Source organism: Chryseobacterium metallicongregator (assembly GCF_031324065.1).
GTDB lineage: Bacteria > Bacteroidota > Bacteroidia > Flavobacteriales > Weeksellaceae > Chryseobacterium > Chryseobacterium metallicongregator.
This window is the reverse complement of sequence record NZ_JAVIXS010000004.1, coordinates 238,216-259,956: the sequence shown is the minus strand read 5'-3', so window position 1 is coordinate 259,956 and position 21,741 is coordinate 238,216. Positions and strand designations below refer to the sequence as shown.

The 21,741-nt window shown below is 35.8% G+C and carries 16 protein-coding genes and 1 rRNA gene; 10 read left to right on the top strand and 7 right to left on the bottom strand.

The window, feature by feature from the left end; all coding sequences use genetic code 11:
* The first annotated feature begins 137 nt into the window (after nucleotides 1–137).
* A 5S ribosomal RNA gene (rrf, locus tag REB14_RS07775) occupies nucleotides 138–245 on the top strand.
* Between the two features lie 606 nt (nucleotides 246–851).
* Complete coding sequence (locus tag REB14_RS07770) at nucleotides 852–1,049, top strand: hypothetical protein (RefSeq protein WP_079240389.1); 198 nt, start codon at nucleotides 852–854, stop codon at nucleotides 1,047–1,049.
* 82 nt (nucleotides 1,050–1,131) lie between these two features.
* Here REB14_RS07770 and REB14_RS07765 read toward each other — a convergent pair whose 3' ends face one another.
* The gene (locus REB14_RS07765) at nucleotides 1,132–2,760 is read right to left on the bottom strand and encodes an acyl-CoA carboxylase subunit beta (RefSeq protein ID WP_309521907.1); all 1,629 of its coding nucleotides are present in this window, start codon (nucleotides 2,758–2,760) and stop codon (nucleotides 1,132–1,134) included.
* Nucleotides 2,761–3,043: 283 nt separating this feature from the next.
* Nucleotides 3,044–3,565, bottom strand: a complete 522-nt coding sequence (locus REB14_RS07760; RefSeq protein WP_309521906.1) for a GNAT family N-acetyltransferase — start codon at nucleotides 3,563–3,565, stop codon at nucleotides 3,044–3,046.
* A gap of 171 nt (nucleotides 3,566–3,736) precedes the next feature.
* Here REB14_RS07760 and REB14_RS07755 point away from each other — a divergent pair, with 171 nt between their 5' ends.
* From REB14_RS07755 to REB14_RS07745, 3 genes are read left to right on the top strand one after another with little or no spacing between them, the layout of a single operon-like run.
* The gene (locus REB14_RS07755) at nucleotides 3,737–4,615 is read left to right on the top strand and encodes a DMT family transporter (RefSeq protein WP_309521905.1); all 879 of its coding nucleotides are present in this window, start codon (nucleotides 3,737–3,739) and stop codon (nucleotides 4,613–4,615) included.
* A 13-nt stretch (nucleotides 4,616–4,628) separates the two neighbouring features.
* Entirely contained in the window at nucleotides 4,629–5,711 is a 1,083-nt protein-coding gene (locus tag REB14_RS07750; RefSeq protein ID WP_079240393.1) for a putative type IX sorting system protein PorV2, read from the top strand.
* Nucleotides 5,712–5,721: 10 nt separating this feature from the next.
* A complete protein-coding gene (locus REB14_RS07745; protein WP_309521904.1) occupies nucleotides 5,722–6,465 on the top strand; it encodes a hypothetical protein in 744 nt (247 codons plus the stop codon).
* 385 nt (nucleotides 6,466–6,850) lie between these two features.
* Here REB14_RS07745 and uvrC read toward each other — a convergent pair whose 3' ends face one another.
* Nucleotides 6,851–8,644 (bottom strand): excinuclease ABC subunit UvrC, encoded by a 1,794-nt coding sequence (gene uvrC, locus REB14_RS07740; RefSeq protein WP_309521903.1) that lies wholly within the window; start codon nucleotides 8,642–8,644, stop codon nucleotides 6,851–6,853.
* Nucleotides 8,645–8,730: 86 nt separating this feature from the next.
* Nucleotides 8,731–9,492: a hypothetical protein gene (locus REB14_RS07735; protein ID WP_099049828.1), complete on the bottom strand. Its 762-nt coding sequence runs from the start codon at nucleotides 9,490–9,492 to the stop codon at nucleotides 8,731–8,733.
* A gap of 130 nt (nucleotides 9,493–9,622) precedes the next feature.
* On the opposite strand from REB14_RS07735, the gene hutH reads away from it, so the two are divergent.
* The 3 genes from hutH to REB14_RS07720 all read left to right on the top strand — a co-directional run bounded on the left by hutH (nucleotide 9,623) and on the right by REB14_RS07720 (nucleotide 13,223).
* Nucleotides 9,623–11,110, top strand: a complete 1,488-nt coding sequence (hutH, locus tag REB14_RS07730) for a histidine ammonia-lyase (protein ID WP_079240396.1) — start codon at nucleotides 9,623–9,625, stop codon at nucleotides 11,108–11,110.
* A 93-nt stretch (nucleotides 11,111–11,203) separates the two neighbouring features.
* Nucleotides 11,204–11,650, top strand: a complete 447-nt coding sequence (locus REB14_RS07725) for a GNAT family N-acetyltransferase (protein ID WP_079240397.1) — start codon at nucleotides 11,204–11,206, stop codon at nucleotides 11,648–11,650.
* 91 nt (nucleotides 11,651–11,741) lie between these two features.
* On the top strand, nucleotides 11,742–13,223 hold the full coding sequence (locus REB14_RS07720) for a S8 family peptidase (RefSeq protein WP_309521902.1): 1,482 nt from the start codon (nucleotides 11,742–11,744) through the stop codon (nucleotides 13,221–13,223).
* Between the two features lie 75 nt (nucleotides 13,224–13,298).
* Here the strand turns inward: REB14_RS07720 and ygiD are convergent, their stop codons facing one another.
* Complete coding sequence (ygiD, locus tag REB14_RS07715; protein WP_309521901.1) at nucleotides 13,299–14,126, bottom strand: 4,5-DOPA-extradiol-dioxygenase; 828 nt, start codon at nucleotides 14,124–14,126, stop codon at nucleotides 13,299–13,301.
* 81 nt (nucleotides 14,127–14,207) lie between these two features.
* Entirely contained in the window at nucleotides 14,208–14,720 is a 513-nt protein-coding gene (locus REB14_RS07710) for a YceI family protein (RefSeq protein WP_062675631.1), read from the bottom strand.
* A gap of 426 nt (nucleotides 14,721–15,146) precedes the next feature.
* Between REB14_RS07710 and REB14_RS07705 the strand changes: the two genes are divergently transcribed.
* Together REB14_RS07705 and REB14_RS07700 are read left to right on the top strand one after the other, a co-directional pair.
* Nucleotides 15,147–17,285, top strand: a complete 2,139-nt coding sequence (locus REB14_RS07705; RefSeq protein ID WP_309521900.1) for a S9 family peptidase — start codon at nucleotides 15,147–15,149, stop codon at nucleotides 17,283–17,285.
* A 324-nt stretch (nucleotides 17,286–17,609) separates the two neighbouring features.
* Complete coding sequence (locus REB14_RS07700) at nucleotides 17,610–18,635, top strand: LLM class flavin-dependent oxidoreductase (RefSeq protein WP_309521899.1); 1,026 nt, start codon at nucleotides 17,610–17,612, stop codon at nucleotides 18,633–18,635.
* A 69-nt stretch (nucleotides 18,636–18,704) separates the two neighbouring features.
* Here the strand turns inward: REB14_RS07700 and REB14_RS07695 are convergent, their stop codons facing one another.
* Complete coding sequence (locus tag REB14_RS07695) at nucleotides 18,705–21,740, bottom strand: SbcC/MukB-like Walker B domain-containing protein (RefSeq protein WP_309521898.1); 3,036 nt, start codon at nucleotides 21,738–21,740, stop codon at nucleotides 18,705–18,707.
* Between the last annotated feature and the right edge of the window lies 1 nt (nucleotide 21,741).

The following is a 21,741-nucleotide window of genomic DNA, read 5'->3' as shown; positions in this document are numbered from 1 at the left end:
GATTTATAGTCTATGGTTACTAATAAACCAAGTGCTTTATGCGCAGTGAAGGTTTTGTCTTTGTGAAAGTTTTTATCGCTTAAAAACGCAATAAGCTTCAGGCTTCAGTCCTAATGCTTAAAGCTATATACAACCTTTAGGGTGGTTTTAGCGGTGGGGCTCACCTGTTCCCATTCCGAACACAGAAGTTAAGCCCACCAGCGCCGATGGTACTGCTAACGCGGGAGAGTAGGCCGCCGCCAGTTTTTATTTTATTTTTAAAAAACCTTTATCTTTACGATAAAGGTTTTTTTTGTTGTATACCTACATCAACAGACACATAAGTAATCAGCAATGAGCAATGAGTAATGAGTAATGAGTAATAGATAATAAGTCACTATGACTAATCTCCGTTGTCTTTATGCCTCCAGCTTCCTGCTTCCTGCTTCCAGCCCTCTTTTTTCTATTCTTTAACTAACAATTGGTCTTTGCCTTCAATACTATTCTTTATTCCAGCCAAATCCTGTCACTCCGTAGGAGTCTAAACAAAGTTCTTCGGTAGAATTAAAATAACAGAAATATAATTTTTTCTTAATTAAGATGCTTCGACTCAGCTCTGCTAAAAAACTTACACATTATCCTGCCATCTTACTTCCTTTAAACCTCTCATACATTACCCTTGATTCTTAGGGAATGACACATCTGAAATAATGGCTTCTCCATTCAATCTATAGCACCTAACGGAAAAGAATAAATTACATAAGGTCAATATCATGCATTAAATTTCACCATATGTGGAAAAATTGATATTTTAGTGAAGCGTTATCCGAAAAGCTTAAATAGAGTAGGAAACAACTAAAACTAAAATAACTATGAAAAATCTAGTGAAGATTTCAAGAGAGAGTTTAAAATCATTAAAAGGAAGTGGAGGACCTACATGTCCTGATGATCCTGCATTTGGAATGTGCTATCCTCCAGGCTGGCCAAATGGAATTTGCATGACTAAGTATCAATGCTGCATCAGACTTGGAAATCCTGTCGAATTTTGTAAAGAAGAATATCTGTCTTAAATTATAATTAAGACTTTTAAATAATAAGAACGCGGCTATCCCAAACTGAGATAGCCGCGTTTATTTTCTTATTTAGGAATCATCATACCTGTATTACACCTAAGTTGAATTTCTCAGTGATAGGAGCATTATTAGCAGCTTCAATTCCCATAGAAATCCATTTTCTGGTATCTGCAGGATTAATGATGGCATCTGTCCATAATCTTGCAGCTGCATAAGTAGATTCAGTTTGTTTCTGATATTTTTTAGAAATCGTATCCAGAATTTCATTGTGCTCTTCTTCCGAAATTTCTTTTCCTTGTTTCTTCAATGTTGATTCCTGAATCTGAGCTAATACTTTTGCAGCTTGTGCACCTCCCATTACTGCTAAGTCAGCCCATGGCCATGCCACAATTAATCTCGGATCATAAGCTTTTCCACACATTGCATAATTACCTGCTCCATAAGAGTTACCCGTAATAATCGTGAACTTAGGTACAACAGAATTGGAAACTGCATTTACCATTTTAGCTCCATCTTTGATAATTCCTCCATGTTCTGATTTGGAGCCTACCATAAATCCGGTAACATCCTGTAAGAAGATTAAAGGTATCTTTCTTTGGTTACAGTTGGCAATGAATCGGGTAGCTTTGTCTGCAGAATCAGAGTAGATTACTCCTCCAAACTGCATTTCTCCTTTTCCACTTTTAACGAGCTTTCTCTGATTGGCTACAATTCCTACAGACCAGCCATCAACTCTTGCCGTTGCACAGATAATACTTTTACCGTAGTCTGGCTTATATTCTTCATATTCGGAGTTATCCACAATACACTTGATAATTTCGTAAGTATCATATTGTTCAGCTCTTGAAACCGGCATAATTCCGAATATATTTTCCGGGTTTTCTTTTGGTGGAAAACCTTCTATTCTGTCAAAGCCTGCTTTTTCAGTACTTCCAATAGATTTCATGATGTTTTTGATTCTGTTCAAAGCATCTTTATCATCTTTAGCTTTATAATCTGTTACACCTGAAATAGAGCAGTGAGTGGTAGCTCCGCCTAATGTTTCGTTATCGATACTTTCTCCGATAGCTGCTTTTACAAGATAGCTTCCGGCAAGGAAAATAGAACCTGTTTTATCCACAATCATAGCCTCGTCGCTCATAATGGGAAGATAAGCTCCTCCAGCTACACAACTCCCCATAACGGCAGAGATCTGGATGATACCCATAGAACTCATTTTAGCATTATTTCTGAAAATTCGTCCAAAATGTTCTTTATCAGGAAAGATCTCATCCTGCATAGGAAGGTAAACACCTGCAGAGTCTACCAGATAAATAATAGGAAGTTTGTTTTCCATGGCAATTTCCTGTGCTCTCAGGTTTTTCTTTCCTGTGATAGGGAACCATGCACCAGCTTTTACTGAGGCATCATTAGCAACTACAATACATTGTCTTCCGGAAACGTAGCCAATAACTACTACTACACCTCCGCTAGGACATCCTCCATGTTCCTGATACATTTCATATCCTGCAAATGCACCCACTTCTATGGAATCTGAATTTTTATCGAGAAGATAATCTATTCTTTCTCTTGCTGTCATTTTTCCTTCATCACGAAGCTTTTGAAGCCTCTTCTCACCACCTCCTTTTTTGATCTCAGTGAGTATGCGATTTATTTCAGATAATTTTAATCTGTTCTGATCTTCTCGTTTATTGAATTCGATGTCCATAAAATTTTCAATTTTTTACGCTTAAAGATACTATTTTTATGAGGAATACGAATTGGAAGTAAAACAGATGTTTAATTATTTGGTTTTTAGTAATTTGTGAAATTTTTAACTAAAAAATATTTTCAAATAATTTATATTTTTTCTAACTTTACATAAGAGTAATGGAGGGTGATAACCTCTGAAAATTACTCTGTTCCTAGTTTATTTTTTTAATAGTTTATTATTTGAAGGCCCTGAAAGTTTAACACATTTTCAGGGTTTTTTTATGATCAAACTGTAAACACTAGTAATATTTTCTATATTCTACAATATTGAGATCAGTGGTATCATTTTTATATTTTTTGTATTTTTTTGCAGTAATGAAGCCTAGTTTCTCCGGAATTTTTTTGCTGGCTATATTTTCTTCATCCACAGGATACAAAATATACTCAAAGGTAAAATTCTTTTCCAGGAATTCTATGAGGGTCGTTATGATTTCAGTTCCTAATCCTTTTCCTTGAGAGTTCTTTTTTAACCATAATCCAAGCTCAACAGATTCCTCTGTTATATTATGAATGCCGCAACAGCCCACAAAATCTTTATCGGAATCCAGAGCCACCATTACCAGATCTGTATTTTGTGACAAAGTTCTTTTTGATTCGTCAACAAAGTTGATTATATCCTGTCTATTCCCTTGCGGGTTAAAAGGCATATATCTGGTGACATCATTTGTGAAATGCTCTAGAATATCATCTATATGTAAGTCTTCAACAGGACTTAAAGTCAGATGTTTTGTTTTGATTTCAATGCCCGGGCTTAATATCATAATTAGTTGGTTGATCTTTTTATTAAATTAATAGAAAGTGTTCTGAATTAAGAGTAAAGCTATTAAAAACTTTATTTATTATCTTTTTATTACTGTAAATTTATCTTTTTTTATAAGATTTATAAAAGCGTATTTGTAAATTTGCACGTTAAAATAAAAAGGGGATAGGTTATGCATAAATTGGCACTTTTCAGGTTGCATTTAATAGTTTTTTTATGGGGGTTCACTGCAATTTTGGGAAAATTGATTCAGGCCAATGCTCAGATTCTTGTATTTTACAGAATGTTGTTTGCCTCTATTTTTCTTTACGTATTCATCAGGATTTTTAAAAAGGAGAGCATAAAGGTTTCCAAAAAAATATTTTTTCAACTGGCAGCAATAGGTTTTGCGATGGCACTCCATTGGTACTGCTTTTTTTACTCTATTAAAGTTTCCAATGTTTCTATTGCGCTAAGCTGCCTTTCTTTATCTACTCTTTTTGCCTCAATTTTGGAGCCTATTATTTTCAAAAGGAAAATTGATGCATCTGAAGTAATCATGGGAACTGTTATTGTGGCCTGTATACTATTGATCTTTAAGACAGAATTTCATTTTAAAGAAGGTATTATTTATGGAATTCTGTGTGCCATATTCGGGACTATTTTTTCTGTTTTTAATGGTAAGATGTTTGGGAAAACAAGTTCGGGGAACATTATTTTTTATGAAATCTTCTGTGGTTGGTTCATTTTAATGTTATTTTATTTGCTTTCAGGGCAAATTTTTCAAATGAATGAAATAAACTACAGAGATCTGGCGTTAATATGCTTGTTAGCCAGTGTTTTTACTGCTTTTCCAATGCTGGAATCGGTGAATTTAATGAAATATATATCACCTTTTACTTTAATTTTAACAGTTAATTTAGAACCAGTCTACGGAATTATACTAGCTTTTTTTATCTTTGGGGAATCAGAACATATGAGTCCTATATTTTATATTGCGTCAGGTGTTATGATACTGGCAATCATTGCAAATGGATTAATAAAAGCCAGAAAAACTAAAAACTTAAACTAAGCATCAAATTTATATGATGAAAAAATATTTTTTACTTGCATTTTTACTGCTGTTTGGGCTTTCTCAATCTCAGATTATCAGGAAATATTCCAATGAATTCTTAAATATCGGAGCCGGAGCAAGAGGACTTGCCATGGGAGGAGCAGTAATTACCAATCAGGATGACGTATATTCTCCTATGTGGAACCCTGCAGGTTTAATGTCAATCGAAAGAGATTGGCAAGGAGCTGCAATGCATGCGGAATACTTTGAATCCATTGCAAAATATGACTATCTGGCCTATGCAAAAGTACTTGAAGAAGGTGTTTTTGGAGTTTCGGTAGTAAGGCTTGGAGTAGATAATATTTTGAATACTACCCAAATGATCGATTCTGAAGGGAATATCGATTATGATAAAATTACCAAGTTTTCCCAATCCGATTATGCTGCTATTCTTTCATATGCTTTCAGACCGGGAGGAAATCCAAAATTGGATGTTGGGGTGAATGCTAAAATTGTTTACAGAAATGTAGGTAAATTTGCGAATGGCTATGGTTTTGGTTTCGATGTGGGGGCAATTTATAAGGCAGATAACGGATGGAAATTCGGAGGTATGGTGAGAGATATTACGACTACTGTAAACTTCTGGACGATTAATCAGAAAGAACTTTCTACTGTTGTAAACGGGGAAGAATTTAACCCTGCTCCTAAAGATAAACTGGAACTTACAATGCCTAAGCTGAATGTAGGTGCCAGCAAATTATTCGAAATCAATAGCAGTGTGTATGTGTTACCGGAAGCAGGTATTAATGTTGATTTTGCTAAAACTGCATCATTAATTTCAACAGATTTTGCAAGTATCAGTCCCTATGCAGGAGCTGAATTGGGATATCAGAAAATGATTTTTGTAAGATTGGGGATCAATAGATTCCAGTCTATTACAGATATAGAAGACCTTAAAAGAAAAGTTTCTTTCCAGCCGAGTGCAGGTCTTGGAATCAGATATAGAGGACTTACACTGGATTATGCAATTACGAATTCAGGAATTGGTGGATCTAATTTCTATTCCAACTTCTTCTCATTAAAACTGGATATGGGAGCATTTAGAAACGATTAAAATTATAAAAATGAAAAAGTTATCAATATTGGTGATGGCTGTTTGTTCAACAATAGCTTTTGCACAAAAGGTTTCGGATTATAAATATGTTGCAGTTCCCGAAAAATTTCAGACTTTCAGCGGAGATTACGGATTGAAAAACTCTTTTCTTAAAGCTCTGACAGAAAGAAAGTATATAATTCTTCCTATCATTAAAGATAACTGGCCATCTGAAGCCAAAACCAATTATTGTAATGTGGTTACAGCAGATGTTCTAAATGATAAAAGTATATTTAAAAATAAACTGATATTGCAATTTAAAGATTGTAATAACAATTTGATACTGGAATCTAAAGGGAGTTCAAATATTAAAGAATTTGAAGAAGGACTTGGTGAAGCATTGAAGCAGGCTTTGATAAAAGTACCGGCCTCCAATCCCGTTGCGTTATTACCTGCATCTAATAATAGTGTTCAACATACATCTCCTGATCCTGTAGTATCTGTAGCCTCTACAACAACTCCGGAGGCAAGTAATTATTCGAACGGAAAACTGGATCTTCAGAAAATACAGATTGATCCTAACCAGTTTATTTTGGCAAAGTCTGGCAGCTCAGTACCATTTGCCGTTTTCAAAGCAACTTCAAAAAATTCTGTTTTCCTTGTAAAAATGGCTGATGGAAATACAACTATCGGATATTTTGAAAATGGGAATATTGTAATAGATGTTCCACAGACAGATGGAAGATATGTCAAAAAAGTTTTTGCAGCAAAATAATTAATAAAAATTAATAAGTATAAAAGGCTCTTGAAAAAGAGCCTTTTATAATATATATGTTGATGTGTTTTTCTTTTTTTATAGATATGGAAGTTAATCTAACCATTCATAATGCAAATAAGATGGTGGAAGTATTTATAAAATGAGTAAAATTTTCGTAGTATTATTGTTATTAGTTGACAACTCTAATTTATGAAAAAAATACATATAATAATATTTTTTAATAAAATATTTATTTATTCGTGTATTTTGTTGTTGTGTTTGTTTTGTATTAAAAGGATTTTTGGTTTTTGTCCCATTTTGATAAAATGGTAAATTCTAATGAAATTTATCAATAAACAACCTTTTATTGGTAAGAACTTAACTATTGCGCTATGTCAGATTATTAACTAGCATTAAAAAATTCCCAAATTACCTTAGCCTTACTCTTACCTAGAATTTCTTCCAGGGTTTCCAGATTAGCTTCTTTGATGCGTTTTACAGACTTCAGTTTAGACAGGAGTAATTCAATAGTTTTTTCTCCTACGCCAGGAATTTCTTCCAGCTCAGATTTTATAGTAGAATTTTTCCTTCTCGTTCTGTGATGTTTTACCCCAAATCGGTGGGCCTCATCACGTACACGCTGAAGGATTTTCAATGTTTCAGATTTTTTATCCAGATATAAAGGAATAGGATCCTCCGGGAAGAATATTTCTTCCAGCCTCTTGGCGATCCCTACAATCGTAATTTTTCCATAAAGACCTAATAACCTCAGGCTTTTTACAGCAGAAGAAAGTTGTCCTTTCCCACCATCAATCAGAATTAGCTGAGGAAGACTTTCTCCTTCGTCAAGCATTCTTTTGTAACGGCGGTAGATTACTTCTTCCATGGTTGCAAAATCATTTGGCCCTTCTACCGTTTTAGGATGGAAAATTCTGTAATCTGCTTTACTTGGTTTTCCATCTTTAAAAACAACACATGCAGACACAGGATTGGTTCCTTGAATATTTGAGTTATCAAAACCTTCAATATGCCTTGGCTCTACCGGCATTCTCAGAAGTTTTTGCATTTCAGCCATGATTCTGTTGGTATGCCTTTCAGGATCTACAATCTGAACCTGCTTCAGCTTTTCCAGACGGTATTCTTTAGCATTCTTTTCAGAAAGCTCCACAATTCTTTTTTTGTCTCCTACTTTAGGAACAATCAGCTTTACATTGGGAATTTCTACAGACAAATGGAAGGGTAAGAGAACTTCTTTAGAATCTGAAGAAAATTTCTGCCGGATTTCTATTAATGCTTCTTCCATAATATCCTCATCCGTTTCTTCAAGAATCTTTTTGATTTCTGTGGTAAAACTCTGGATAATATTTCCGTTTCTTATCTTAAAGAAATTGACATATGCTGCGGTTTCATCACTTGTCATTCCGAAAACATCCACATCATCAATATTCGGATTAACAACCGTGTTTTTAGCCTGATAATCTTCAAGAATATCCAGTCTTTCCTTAATGATCTGAGCCTCTTCAAACTTCAGGTTGGAAGCAAGTTTCATCATCTGATTCACCAGATAATCTTTTGCTTTCCGGAAATCCCCTTTGATAATTCCACGGATGGCATCTATTTTTTCGTCATAATCTTCCTTACTTTCAAGATCTTCACATGGCCCTTCACAGTTTTTGATGTGGTATTCCAGGCAGACCTTATATTTTCCATCCGCAATTTTGGATGGAGAAAGATTCAGGTTACAGGTTCTAAGCTTATAAATATGTTTTATAGTATCCAGCAATATCTTTGCAGGGCGTACTTTTGCATAAGGTCCATAATATTCTGATCCATCTTTTATGACATTTCTTGTCAGAAAAATTCTTGGAAAATCTTCATTTTTGATGCAGATCCATGGATAAGTTTTATCATCCTTCAGCATGACATTATAAAACGGCTGATGCTCTTTAATCAGGTTATTTTCCAATAATAGGGCATCATATTCACTGTTTACAATCGTCGTTTCCAGCCGTTGGATTTTGCTGACCATTATTTTGATCCTGTATCCGGAAAGGTTTTTGTTGAAATAAGAGAGAACCCTCTTTTTAAGATTTTTAGCTTTCCCAACATACAAAAGCTGTTCATTTTTATCGTAATAACGATAAACACCGGGTTCGGATGGTAAGGTTTTGAGCTGTAGTTCTAAAGAAGGATTCATATAACAAAATTAAGGAAACTTTCCCTATTTAAAAAAGAAAAACCTGCAGATGGCTCTACAGGTTTTATTTTATGGTTCAAAGTATTTTATCCGTTTGCCATTGCAGTATATTCACTTACAAGAAAACTGAAGTAATCCCATTCTACAGAGTTTTTAGGATATTTTTTCATGAAATCCTGATTGTCTCCAAATAGAAAATCATAATTGTCTTCAAAATCATCTTTATGCAGCCACATTACCTTGTTGCCCTTTTTTACATAATAAGATTTGATAACCCCGCCCCCAAGCTGTGGAGAGCCCATTACAGAAAACCCTGTAGTTTCTTTAGCTCTGGGATCGTGATATACTGAAATAATATCATCAAAACCAGGATTGATAACCTGCATCAGGAATTCCTTATCATCTTTTTTGTTCTTTAGAGAAACAGTCTGGTTGACAAAATAAATTCTATCATTATTGGTGTTTTTCGTCAATTTCTTAGTTCCGAAGTTTCTTATATTCCCCATGTATTTTGCCACTTTTGCAAACTTCTCAGCATTGCTTGGGTACACATACATCTCATTGATCTGATCAGCATTGAAAGTGGCGTTCTTTTTGGTGATACTGTCCTTAATTGCAACTTCGTAGATCTGTCCTTTTTTGGTTTCAATCTTATTACAGAAACCTTTGTAGGTAGTTCCGTCTTTTAAGATAATGGTAGATGTTTTCTTGGGAGATGGAGTATTAAAACCTTCATTAAAAAGGTAAGTTTCCATTTTTTTGATGTCCTCTTTAGAGTATTTTACTTTCTGCGCGAAAGCAGTTGTGCTTGCTACACATACAGCAAGTAGTAGAGTTTTCAGTCTCATGTATTATTGTTTTTAATTTTCGGGGCTAAAAATAGTAAATTATTTCGCTTGTTTTATAAAAATATAGAAGATTGAAATTTAGCTTTTCCAATTATTGTTAAATGCGTAATTTTAAGGAAATTTTTTAGAAATGATATACGGAGTAGATGTTTTTACTTTCCATGATGTTCTGGAAATATGTAAAAAACCTAATAAAGCCAAGCTAAACAAAGCTGCAAAAGAACAAATTTTAAAATCTCAGAAAAACGTACAGAAAATAGTAGAGTCAGACAGATGCGTATATGGAATCAATACAGGATTCGGACCATTGTGTGATACTAAAATTTCAGCGGACGAAACCGCTCAGTTACAATATAATCTAATCATTTCTCACGCAGTGGGAGTAGGAAAGCCTATTGATAAAGAGCTTTCCAAGATCATGATGATTGCCAAAGTGCATGCTCTTTCGAAAGGATTTTCAGGTGTTTCCCTGGAAGTTATTGAAAGAATGATTCTGATGCTTGAGAAAGATATCATTCCGGTAGTTCCTGAACAAGGATCTGTAGGAGCTTCAGGAGACCTTGCTCCATTAGCACATCTTGTACTGCCTTTATTGGGTTTAGGACAAGTTTGGGAAGGAGATCAGGTTTCTGATACGATGGAGGTTTTGAAAAAACATGACCTTGAACCATTAGCTTTAGGTCCAAAAGAAGGATTGGGATTGATCAACGGTACACAGTTTATCCTTGCTCATGCAATCAAAGGGCTGGAGAAGTTTGAGTACTTACTAGACCTTGCTGATATGACAGCTGCTATGAGTCTAGAAGCGTACAGAGGTTCAGCAAGCCCTTTCAAAAAAGAGCTTCATGAGATCAGACCTTTTGAAGGCAGTAAAAAAGTTGCTGCAAGAATGCTTAAGTTCTTAAAGGGATCAGAAAATATGAAAGCTCATGAAGATTGTGAAAGAGTTCAGGATCCTTATTCCATGAGATGTGTACCACAGGTTCACGGAGCCAGCAGAAATGCTTTTGAGCATCTTAAGGGAATGGCAGAAACAGAATTGAACTCCGTAACAGACAACCCGATTGTACTTAGTGCTGAAGAATCTATTTCAGGTGGAAACTTCCACGGACAGCTGATGGCATTGCCTTTAGATTATGCTACATTAGCAGCTGCAGAACTAGGGAATATTTCAGACAGAAGAAGCTATTTATTATTAGAAGGAAAATATGGACTTCCAAGATTATTAACGGAAAGCTCAGGATTAAATTCCGGGTTTATGATCCCTCAGTACACTTCTGCAGCTTTGGTTACAGAGAATAAAACATTATGTTTCCCTGCATCAGCAGACTCTATTCCTACAAGTTTAGGTCAGGAGGATCATGTTTCTATGGGAAGTATTTCAGGTAGAAAATTCAATCAGGTTCTTGGAAATCTTGTGAATATTCTGTCTGTTGAGCTGATGTTTGCAGCTCAGGGACTTGAGTTCAGAAGACCAGCGAAATGCTCTAAAGTAATTGAAGAAAACTTTACGATTCTTCGTTCCAAAGTTGCCAAACTGGAAGACGACAGACTGATCGGTAAAGATATGCTGGCTATTGCAGAGCTGATCAATGAGAGAAAGTTTATTGTCAACTAATATAAAATAAAACAAAGGCTTCCGAAAGGGAGCTTTTTTTTGTTTTCACAAATCTTTTAATTATTAAATTTTTTAATCTTTTAATCAAACAAAATGTATATCGTCAGAACCGATTCCGCCAACACAGATTTTCAAAATCTAGTAAAATCCCTTGATGCTACTTTAGCTGAACATAATGGTGAAAATGATGACTTCTTTGCTCAGTTCAATATAATAGATACGATCAAAAACTGCGTCGTTGCTTATATAGATGATATTCCTGCAGCCTGCGGAGCATTCAAACCATTTTCAGAAGATACCGTAGAAATAAAAAGAATGTTTACCCATCCGGAATTCAGAAAAAAAGGATTGGGCTCAGCGATTGTAAAAGAACTCGAAAACTGGGCAGCAGAATTGAATTTTAAAAAAGCAGTATTGGAAACTTCTCAAGACCTTAAAAGTGCAATCTCTGTGTACGAAAAAAGTGGTTTTTACAAAATACCGAATTATGGACAATACGTTGGAATAGAGCAAAGTGTCTGCTACGGGAAAGTATTGTAATTTAATATTCGTGTAATGCTAAATTCATTTTTTTTCAGTTCTTAATTCCCGTTAAAGTGTTATATTGTAGATCCAACCAAAATTATAACATATGAAAAAAACTGTATTCCTATTGGCAATATTTTTTGCTCTAAACTCTTGTTCCAGAGAAGAACTTCAGAACGAAAATGTAAAAACAGAAATGGCTCAGAAAGATCCGTTGACGGCCAAACAGATCAACGAAAGGATCAACCAGGCAATTAAAACGGACGGTACTTTTAATTGGAAGAATGAATCCGATCATTTTGTATGGAGTGCTATTTTCCGTGGAAATAAAATGGTATCTATTGGTTTTGGAGCTTCTAAAGATGATTTTGACAGAAGTAAATCTCCAAACAGCAGTGATATGGAAAAAGAAGTTCTTTCTGTGATCAAAAAATATGAAGGAAAAGAGGAGCGAAATTTCCTTCTTCTTTCAGATCAGTATCTTAATCAGATGGACGTTGTAATTGAAAACGAGGAAACTGTTTCCGCTCTTCGACAAATGAAAAACATCCGATATGTAGAACCGGCAGATTATCATTATTTTGAATTTGAAGCTCAATATAATGCAGCTGCAAAATCTTCAGGAAGTGGTTCGTCAGGATGCGGATTTTCATCATCTGTATTAAGTACAGCAGATTATACTTCAACGACGCCAAGTGCAAAAATACCTTGGGCTTTTGCTAAGCATAATATTCCTGATGCATGGAGCTACAGCACAGGTGCAGGTGTTACCATAGGACTTATTGATACAGGTGTTTCTCCTGAACAGACTTTGTTGGGAGGAAGTTTTAATAATGGAGCTTCTTCAGGAAGAACGATCAGTAAATATGGAGTATATAATTCAGATGGATCCGGAGACCAGTGTGGACACGGAACAAAAATGGCCTCTGTAATGGCAGCACCGAGAAATAATGCAGGATTACCTGTAGGAGTAGCTTATAATGCTAATCTTATTGCCTACAGAGCAGCAGAAAATGTTGTTCTTGAAACTTCCAGTGAACAAACTGCTGTAAAAACAGCTTTCACAGAATTGGGTAACAATACCAGTGTAAAAATCATCTCTATGTCAATGGGGCATATCTTCTCCGTCGGAAAAATTGAAGACGGTGTCAAATATGCTTATTCTAAAGGAAAACTGATCTTTTGTGCAGGAGGTACTTCAACCAGTTTCACTAGTTTTGTCGGAGTCATTTTCCCTGCATCAATGTCAGAAACTCAGGCGATAACAGGAGTAAAAGAAAATACTTCCAATCAGAAATGTGATGTGTGCCATTCAGGAAGCCAAATCGACTTTACCTTCCAGATGGAAAGACCTTCAGGAAATACCGTTCCTGTATTGAGCTATTATAATGGTCAGGCAGATTATGTAGGTGGTTCTTCAGTGGCTACAGCAGCTACAGCAGGAATTGCAGCTTTGGTTTGGGCTAAAAATCCATCATGGACGAGAGATCAGGTGCTTAATAAAATGAGACAGGCTGCTACCTACTATCCCAATGTGAATTCAAGCTACGGTTACGGAAATATCAATGTTCTGAAAGCGGTACAATAAATAATAATTCCATAAAAAAGAAAAGGAAATATCTCAGCTGAGGTATTTCCTTTTTTTATTGTAATATAGATTAGATTATCCTATCCTTACACTTGTCATACTCAATGATCCACCAATAAGCTCGTCATTGAATAAACTAAGCTCTTCGGACTTATCTTTAAGCCCTAAAGAGTAAAGTAGTGGAAGATAATGATCAGGCGTAGGAACAGCATACTGTAAGAAAGTTCCCTGTTTCTGATAATCAATGATATTCTGAAAATTACCATCAAGAAGCCAGTTGTTGGTTTTCTCTCTGGCTTCTACTGCCCAGTCCCAGCCAGCTCCTACCGTATTTATATTTTTCCAGTCGATGAGACGGAGGTTATGAACAATATTTCCACTTCCGATAATAAGAATACCTTTTTCACGGAGTTTGTTCAGTCTTTTGGCAAGATCATAATGATACTGTGGAGGTTTTGTATGGTCAATACTCAGCTGTATCACAGGAATATCCGCATCAGGATACATATGTTTGATAACTGACCATGCACCATGATCCAGTCCCCAGCTGTGGTCTTCTTCCACATCTACAGGAAGAAGTAATTCAGTAGTTTCTCTCGCCAGTTCCGGACTTCCGGGAGCAGGATACTGCACATCAAAAAGTGCTTTTGGAAAACCATAAAAATCGTGGATGGTTTTCGGCATATCCATGGCGGTTACAAAAGTTCCGTCTGTATACCAGTGGGCAGAAATACAAAGAATTGCATTAGGTTTTGGAATTTCTGTGGCTGCTTTCCGGAAACCCTGTACAAATTGATTCTCTTCAATGGCATTCATTGGTGAACCATGTCCAAGAAATAAAACAGGCATTCTCTGTGTGTTTTTAAAACCGTTGCTTATATTTTGAAGATCGTTGAGGTTCATAAATATTGAAGATTATAAAAAAATAAAAGGTTCAAGGCTTTTAGAAAAATCCCTGAACCTTTTATCATATATATTAATTTACTATGCCTGTTTTACAAACTGTAATTCACCAGCTACTTTTACATCATCACTTACCATTACACCTCCTGCTTCAAGAGCTGCATTCCAGTTTAAACCGAAATCTTTTCTGCTGATTTTTCCTTCAAAAGAGAAACCTGCTTTTGTATTTCCCCATGGGTCTACATTGATTCCTCCAAAGTCTACATCAAGATTTACAGGTTTTGTAATACCATTGATGGTAAGGTTTCCAACAATAGAGTTGTTTAATGCCTGAGATTCAAAAGTGATGGTAGGGTGTACTTCAGCATTGAAGAACTCTGCAGACTTTAAGTGGTTATCTCTGTCTGTATTGTTTGTGAATACAGAATCCGTTTGGATAGTAGCTGTAGTTTTTGCATTTGCAAAGAATTCGTCTTCAGATTCAATTTCAGCGGTGAAAGTTCTGAAGCTTCCTTTTACATTAGAAATCATCATGTGTTTTACTTTGAAAGTAATTTCACTATGCGTAGGGTCTAAAATCCATTTTGTTGCCATTGTATTTTGTATTTTTTGTTTGTTATTAATGATGCAAATTTAGGACAGCGTACCTATACAAGTCATTGATATAGGATAAGAAATGAGTTTTTAACATTAATTGTCAATTTTGTTCCGCTAGTGAATAGTTATCGCTTTCCAATAATTAAAAATTGACAAGCGCAGCGGATTGACCATTGACCTATTTAAAATCAATCGTTAATTTTGCTCTGCAATTGAATGGTGAATCTATTCTAAAATCAAATTGACAAGCACTGTGGATTGACTGTTCACAATTCACCTATCCTAATTCCTTTTAAAAATTCTACTATTAAGTTAAGAAATAATTCCTTTGAATGCATGAATTCCATTTTATGAATGTTTTAATTTAACATTTCTTAACGAATGGTTTTTATTTCTTATTTTTGGAGGATTCAATTTTATACAATGAAATTACATAAATTTTCTTTATTGATGCTGGTTTTAGGCAGTTCAGCATTTGCCCAGACCCAGAAGTTTACCATGGCGGAGGCTGTAAATGGGATGAGAACCAACCTTGCTGTAAAAAATATCTCCCAGTTTTCATGGGCTGCAGACGGAAAATCTTATATCCAGGCAGTGAAAGGCGGTTATCTGATTACAGAATTGAAGACCAACAAACAGGATACTCTGATCTCGTTGAGTCAACTGAACAGAAACCTTTCTAATGATAAGTTTAAAGCTGTTCCACCTATTAAATTTACAGGGAATTCCAATGGGTATTTTACGACAGGTGGTAAAATGTCGTGGATTGAAAAATCAGGAAACGACTGGAAAGTGAAAAATACAGCTACCATTGATCAGGATGCTGCAAACGTGAAAATGTTTGGTGACGGTCAGACTTTTGCTTTCACAACAAAGAATAATTTATTTGTCAACAGAAACGGGAAAACCATTGCGGTTACCAACGAAACGAATGAAAATATCATTAGCGGACAAGCCGTTCACAGAAATGAATTTGGAATTGATACCGGAATTTTCCCGGCTCCAAACTCTGAGAGTGTAGCTTTCTATAAAATGGATCAGAGCATGGTTGCAGATTACCCGATCATCGATTGGTCTGTAACTCCGGCTGTAAATCATAATATCAAATATCCAATGGCTGGTCAGACTTCTCACCAGGTGACATTAGGGGTGTTTAATATTAAAACTCAAGCTACTACTTTCTTAAAAGTGGAAGGCGAAAAAGACCAATATCTAACAGCTGTAACCTGGAGTCCGGATTCAAAATACATCTTTGTAGGTGTACTGAACAGAGGTCAGAATCATATGAAAATGAATCAATATGATGCTGCGACAGGAGAATTGGTGAAAACTTTATTTGAGGAAACAGACAGTAAATATGTTGAGCCACAGCATCCGCTTACTTTCTTCCCGAACTCTAATACAGACTTCATTTGGCAGAGCCAGAGAACAGGATACAACCATCTGTTCCACTACAGCCTTGAAAAAGGACTGGTATCTCAAATCACAAAAGGTGACTGGCTGGTAACTGATATTTTAGGATTCAATGAAAAGAAAAAGGAAATCTATTTTACATCAACAAAAGAGACTCCTTTGGAAAGACATTTATACAGAATCAACTGGACCAACTTCAAAATGCAAAAGCTTGATAATGCAGAAGGAATGCATATCGGAACTTTGAGCAGCGATGGAAATTATCTGTATGACACTTATAGTAGTGCCAATTCACCAAGAGTTGCCAACATTATCAATACCGCGAACTTAAAAACTACCAATATCCTTACTTCTGAGAATCCATTAAAGAATTATCAGAGACCGGAGATTAAAAATGTAACTTTAAAAGCAGATGACGGAACTCCTTTGTATGGAAAAATCATCCTTCCAACCAACTTTGATCCGAATAAAAAATACCCAACCATTGTGTATCTGTACAACGGGCCACACTTACAGTTGATCACAAACAGCTTCCCGGCTTCAGGAAACCTTTGGTATGAATACATGGCTCAGAATGGATACATTATTTTCACCATGGACGGAAGAGGTTCTTCTAACCGAGGAATGAAGTTTGAGCAGGCAGTATTCAGAAACCTGGGAACTACAGAAATGAATGACCAGATGAAAGGAGTAGATTACTTAAAATCTCTTCCTTATGTAGATGGAGATAAAATGGGAATCCATGGATGGAGCTTTGGAGGATTTATGACAACAAGCTTCATGCTTCGTAAACCGGATGTATTCAAAGTAGGAGTAGCAGGCGGACCTGTAATCGACTGGAGCATGTACGAAATCATGTATGGAGAAAGATATATGGATACTCCACAGGAAAATCCACAAGGGTATGCTGCAGCTAATCTTTTGGATAAAGTACAAAACCTGAAAGGTAAATTACTGATGATTCATGGAGCACAGGATGATGTAGTAGTATGGCAGCATTCTATAAAATTCATCAAGTCAGCTGTTGATAATGGAGTTCAGTTAGATTACTTTACGTATCCGGGACATCCGCATAATGTGATCGGGAAAGACAGAGTTCACCTGATGCAGAAAATTACCGATTATTTTGATTTGTATCTGAAGAAATAATTATACAATCCAGCCTGGTTTTAGGCTGGATTTTTGTTTTTGCTAGCCTTTTTGTAAAACGCAAAGGCGCAAAATTATTGAATACTTTATGTTGTAAGACGCAAGGATTGTATCTGTGATAAAATTGTAAAGCTCTAATACTATATGCACAAATCTTTGCTGAAAATCTTTGATTTTCTTGCGCCTTACAACAGTATGAAGATAAAGATCCTTTTGCGTCTTCCAACAAAAGGTATCATTTATTTCGCTCGGTCTTCGATCTTAACAAACATCAATGTTTTTGATTTTTCATAGCCGTAATTTTGTATTACTAAAATCAACAATATGGAATTAGGAATAGGAATGTTCGGAGATTTGGCTTTAGACCAATCTACCGGAAAATATAGAGATGCAGGGATTAAGATTCGTGAAATATTAGATCAGGTAAAACTCATGGATGAGGTAGGGCTTGATGTGTTTGCAATGGGAGAACATCACCGTCCGGATTATGCTGTTTCCTCTCCGGAGATAGTATTGGCAGCGGCAGCAAGTATTACCAAAAATATAAAACTGGCCAGTGGCGTTACTGTTTTGAGTTCTTCAGAACCGGTAAAAGTATATGAAGATTTTTCAACGCTGGATTTAATTTCAGACGGAAGAGCAGAGATATTTGTGGGACGTGGAAGTTTCATTGAGTCATTTCCTTTGTATGGCTATTCATTGAATGACTATGAACAGTTATTTGACGAAAAATTAGAATTATTACTGAAAATCAATGCTGAGGAAAACGTAAGCTGGTCAGGGAAACTTCGTGCTCCAATGCAAAACCAAACCGTCTATCCACGAGCAAAAAATGACGGAAAACTTTCAATCTGGAGAGCTGTAGGAGGAACTCCTCAGTCTGTTTTGAGCGCAGCACAGCTGGGAATGCCTTTAGTGGTCGCTATTATTGGAGGAATGCCAATTCAGTTTAGAAATCTGATCGAATTTTATAAACAGGAATACCAAAAAGCAGGACATGATGTTTCGAAAATGCAGATCGCTGTTCATTCCCATACTTTTGTGAGTGATGATCAGAAAGTGGTGGATGGATATTTCCATAATTATAAATCTCAGATGGACAGAATAGGGGCTTCCAGAGGATGGGCGCCTTACACAAAAGCACAGTATGAGGGTGGAAGAAGTAAAGACGGAGCATTATTTATCGGAAGCCCGGCAGAAGTAGCAGATAAAATTGCTTACATGAAAGAAATTTTCGGAATTACAAGATTTATCGGACACATGGATGTAGGAGATCCTGCTCATGATGTGATGATGAAATCCATCGAATTATTCGGAAAAGAAGTAAAGCCTGTTATAAAAGGGCTATAATAAGTGTATGAGGTGTAAAAGCCACAAAAGAACATATCTTTTGTGGCTTTTGTAATTTTAAATACATTATTAAACAATCTCAATCAAGCTTCCTCTCTCTTCATCCTTAATGATATTGAGGGCTGTAGGAATTTTCTCTTTCAGTTCTTCCACGTGCGAAATAATTCCCACAATTCTGTTTTCTTTCATCAGATTGGTGAGCGTTTCAAATACGATATTCACAGATTCAGTATCCTGTGTTCCGAAACCTTCATCAATAAAGAAGAAATTCTTATCTGCCTGTGCATTGGCCTGAACACTTTCTGCCAGAGCCAGAGCCAGACTTAAAGATACCTGAAACGCTTGTCCTCCGGAAAGTGTTTTTACACTTCTGCTTTTTCCTTCGTTGAGGTAATCGATGATTTCAAAATCGTTATTTTCATTAAGCTGAAGGCTCAGTTGATTTCTCGTCATGCGATGAAAACGTACATTGGCATGATCACAAAGCTGTCTCAGATAAATAGATGAAACATATTGTACAAAGCCTGCGCCTTTAAACAGGTTCATCATGATCTTCAGATTTTCGGAACGTTTCTGAAGCTTTGCCAGTTCTTTTAAAAGAGTTTCTTTTTTCACAAATTCCTTTTCCAGACGTTCTATTTCTGCAGTTTTTGTGACTACAGAATCATTGATCTGCTTTTGTTCGGTTTGTGCTTCATTAAATTGCTTTTCATTCAGAGAAAACTGTTCATTATCGAATGAAAGTCCCTTCAGCTTTATTTCAAGCTCTCCAATGAATTTCTTTAAAGCTTCAAATTCAACTTTGAAATGCTGAACTTTAGCTCTCACCAGCTGAACATCAATTTCCTGAAGTAAAATATGCTCAACCTCTTTGAATTCTGTGAAGTTTTGATCTGTCAAAGCTTTGACAATAGCTGCTTCATTGTTTGAAATTTCCTTTTCAAATTCTGCAATCTGTTTTTCAGACTGGCTGACAATGGCTTTTTGCTCTGCCAGTTTAGGAGAAAGAATTTTTTCCTGTTCTAATGCCTTATGGTAATTTTCCTCAGTTTCCTTGTTGGATTGTACCAACTTTTGATAAGATTCTTCAATCTCAGATTTTTCCTTTTGGACATACAGATTCCAGTCCAGGATTTTAAGACCGGAACGGCTGATATTGATCTGTTCCTGTTTTGAAACTTCCTCTAAACGGAAAGCTTCCAAAGCACTCTTGTATTTTTCCAGAGTTTTGGTTTCCTTGTCAAGATTTTCTCTTTCCAAAGCGATATTCCGTTCAGTTTCCTCAATCTTTTTTTCTAAAGTGAATGAATCTGAACGTTTTTTCTCAAACTCTTCTTCATGATCAGGAGAGAATAGTTTCCATGTGAAGTTCAGGATATGTTTTTCAATATTTTCCCGAATCTGAAGAACTATTTTTTGTTCCGAAAGAAGCTGTTCCTCAAAGATTTTTTTTCGGTCCAGAATTTTGTCAATTTCAGCTTCCTGCTTTTGAAGAGTAATAGCTTCCTGTTCCACAGAAGTTATTTTCTCCTGAATTTCCTTCAACTCAGCATTCACGTCATGAAATTCAACAATGTGCGGATGTTCCATAGATCCGCAAAGAGGGCAGTTTTCACCGTCATGAAGTTCACTGGCAAAACGGGAAAGTTCTTTTTGTATTTTAAAGTGATCCAGCTTCCGGGAAAGTTCCTTTTTTTGAGTCTCTAAGGTTTCTTTTCTGATTCTGCAATCTTCTTTATAATTTTCGTTGTAAGCAAAAGGTTTTAATTCTTCTGCAATTTCTTCGATTTGTTTTTGATGTTTTCCGATCTTTTCAGTTTGTTCCTGAAGTGATTTTTTCAAATTCTTGTTTTGAATAAACCAGTTGCCCACTTCAGAAAGCAGGGCAGAGTCAATTTTTTGTTCCTTTAAGGTTTTAATCTGGGAAGAAAGTTCATCAATGGTCTTTTGAATTTTCTCTTTATGAACATCTACTTCTTTTACTTTTTCAGACCCTTTTTGAGTTCTTTCATTCAGAATTTTGATCTCCTCAGAAAACGTCAGGATCTGAATGATGAGATTCAAATCATTTTCTTGAATTCTGGATTGCTCCAATGCCTTAAACTGTGGTTCAAGAGCAGTAAGCTGTTCCTTTATGATATTGAAAGCTTTTTCAGTTTCCTGTTGGTTTTTGATCTGCTGCTCTTTCTCATTTCGCTTGTCTGAAATCTCTTTTGAAAGCTTATTTTTCTCAATAATCAATGGGTTGAAAAGTCTGAAAACAAGGTCGTATAATTCTGCCTGTGCTTCCTGAGCGTCCATTGGAGACTTTTCTTCTGAGAGTTTATTGAATTTTTCTTTATTCTGTTGTAAACTGTCAAAGTCACTTTTTAAGTTTTTCAACTGCTGATAAGTCTGGGAAATCTTTTCCAGCTTTTCATTTGATTCAGAAAGCAGTTTCTGTTCCTCTGCAAGTTGCTCTTTTTGAATCTGGATTTTTTCCTCATTAATTTCTTCAAAACCTTTTAATTGTCCTTCCAGCTGATCCAGTTCAGATCTGTTTTTGACATTGAGTGCAGAAACATTGTTCTGAAGATCAAATTTCTGAAGATTAAAAATCTCCTTCATCATATTCGTTCTTTCTGCAGCACCCAATTCAAGGAATTCTTTGAACTGTCCCTGCGGAATAATGATAGTTCTTTTGAAGTTGGAATAGCTCAACCCAATAATAGCCTCTGCATTCGAGTGATCTAAAGGAATCCATTTTCCATTGATGTTCTCATAAAAAGTAACAGCATTAGGTTTTACCTCTTCGAATTTTTTGGAATTTCGCTTAAAATCACGGGTAGCACGGAACAATTTATTCTCATAATTTATAAAATCAAACTCTATATAAGAGCTGTTTGATTTTAAATTCATCATGTTGTAAGCCCTTTTATCACGCATGTTCAGACGCTCCGTTTCTCCATATAAAGCAAATGAAATAGCCTCAAGAACTGATGATTTTCCAGAACCTACTGCCCCGAAAATACCAAACAGTCCGGCTTCGGTAAGATTTCTGAAATCTATAGTCTGGCGCTCCTGGTACGAGTAAAGTCCTTCGATTGTTAATTGAACAGGGATCATG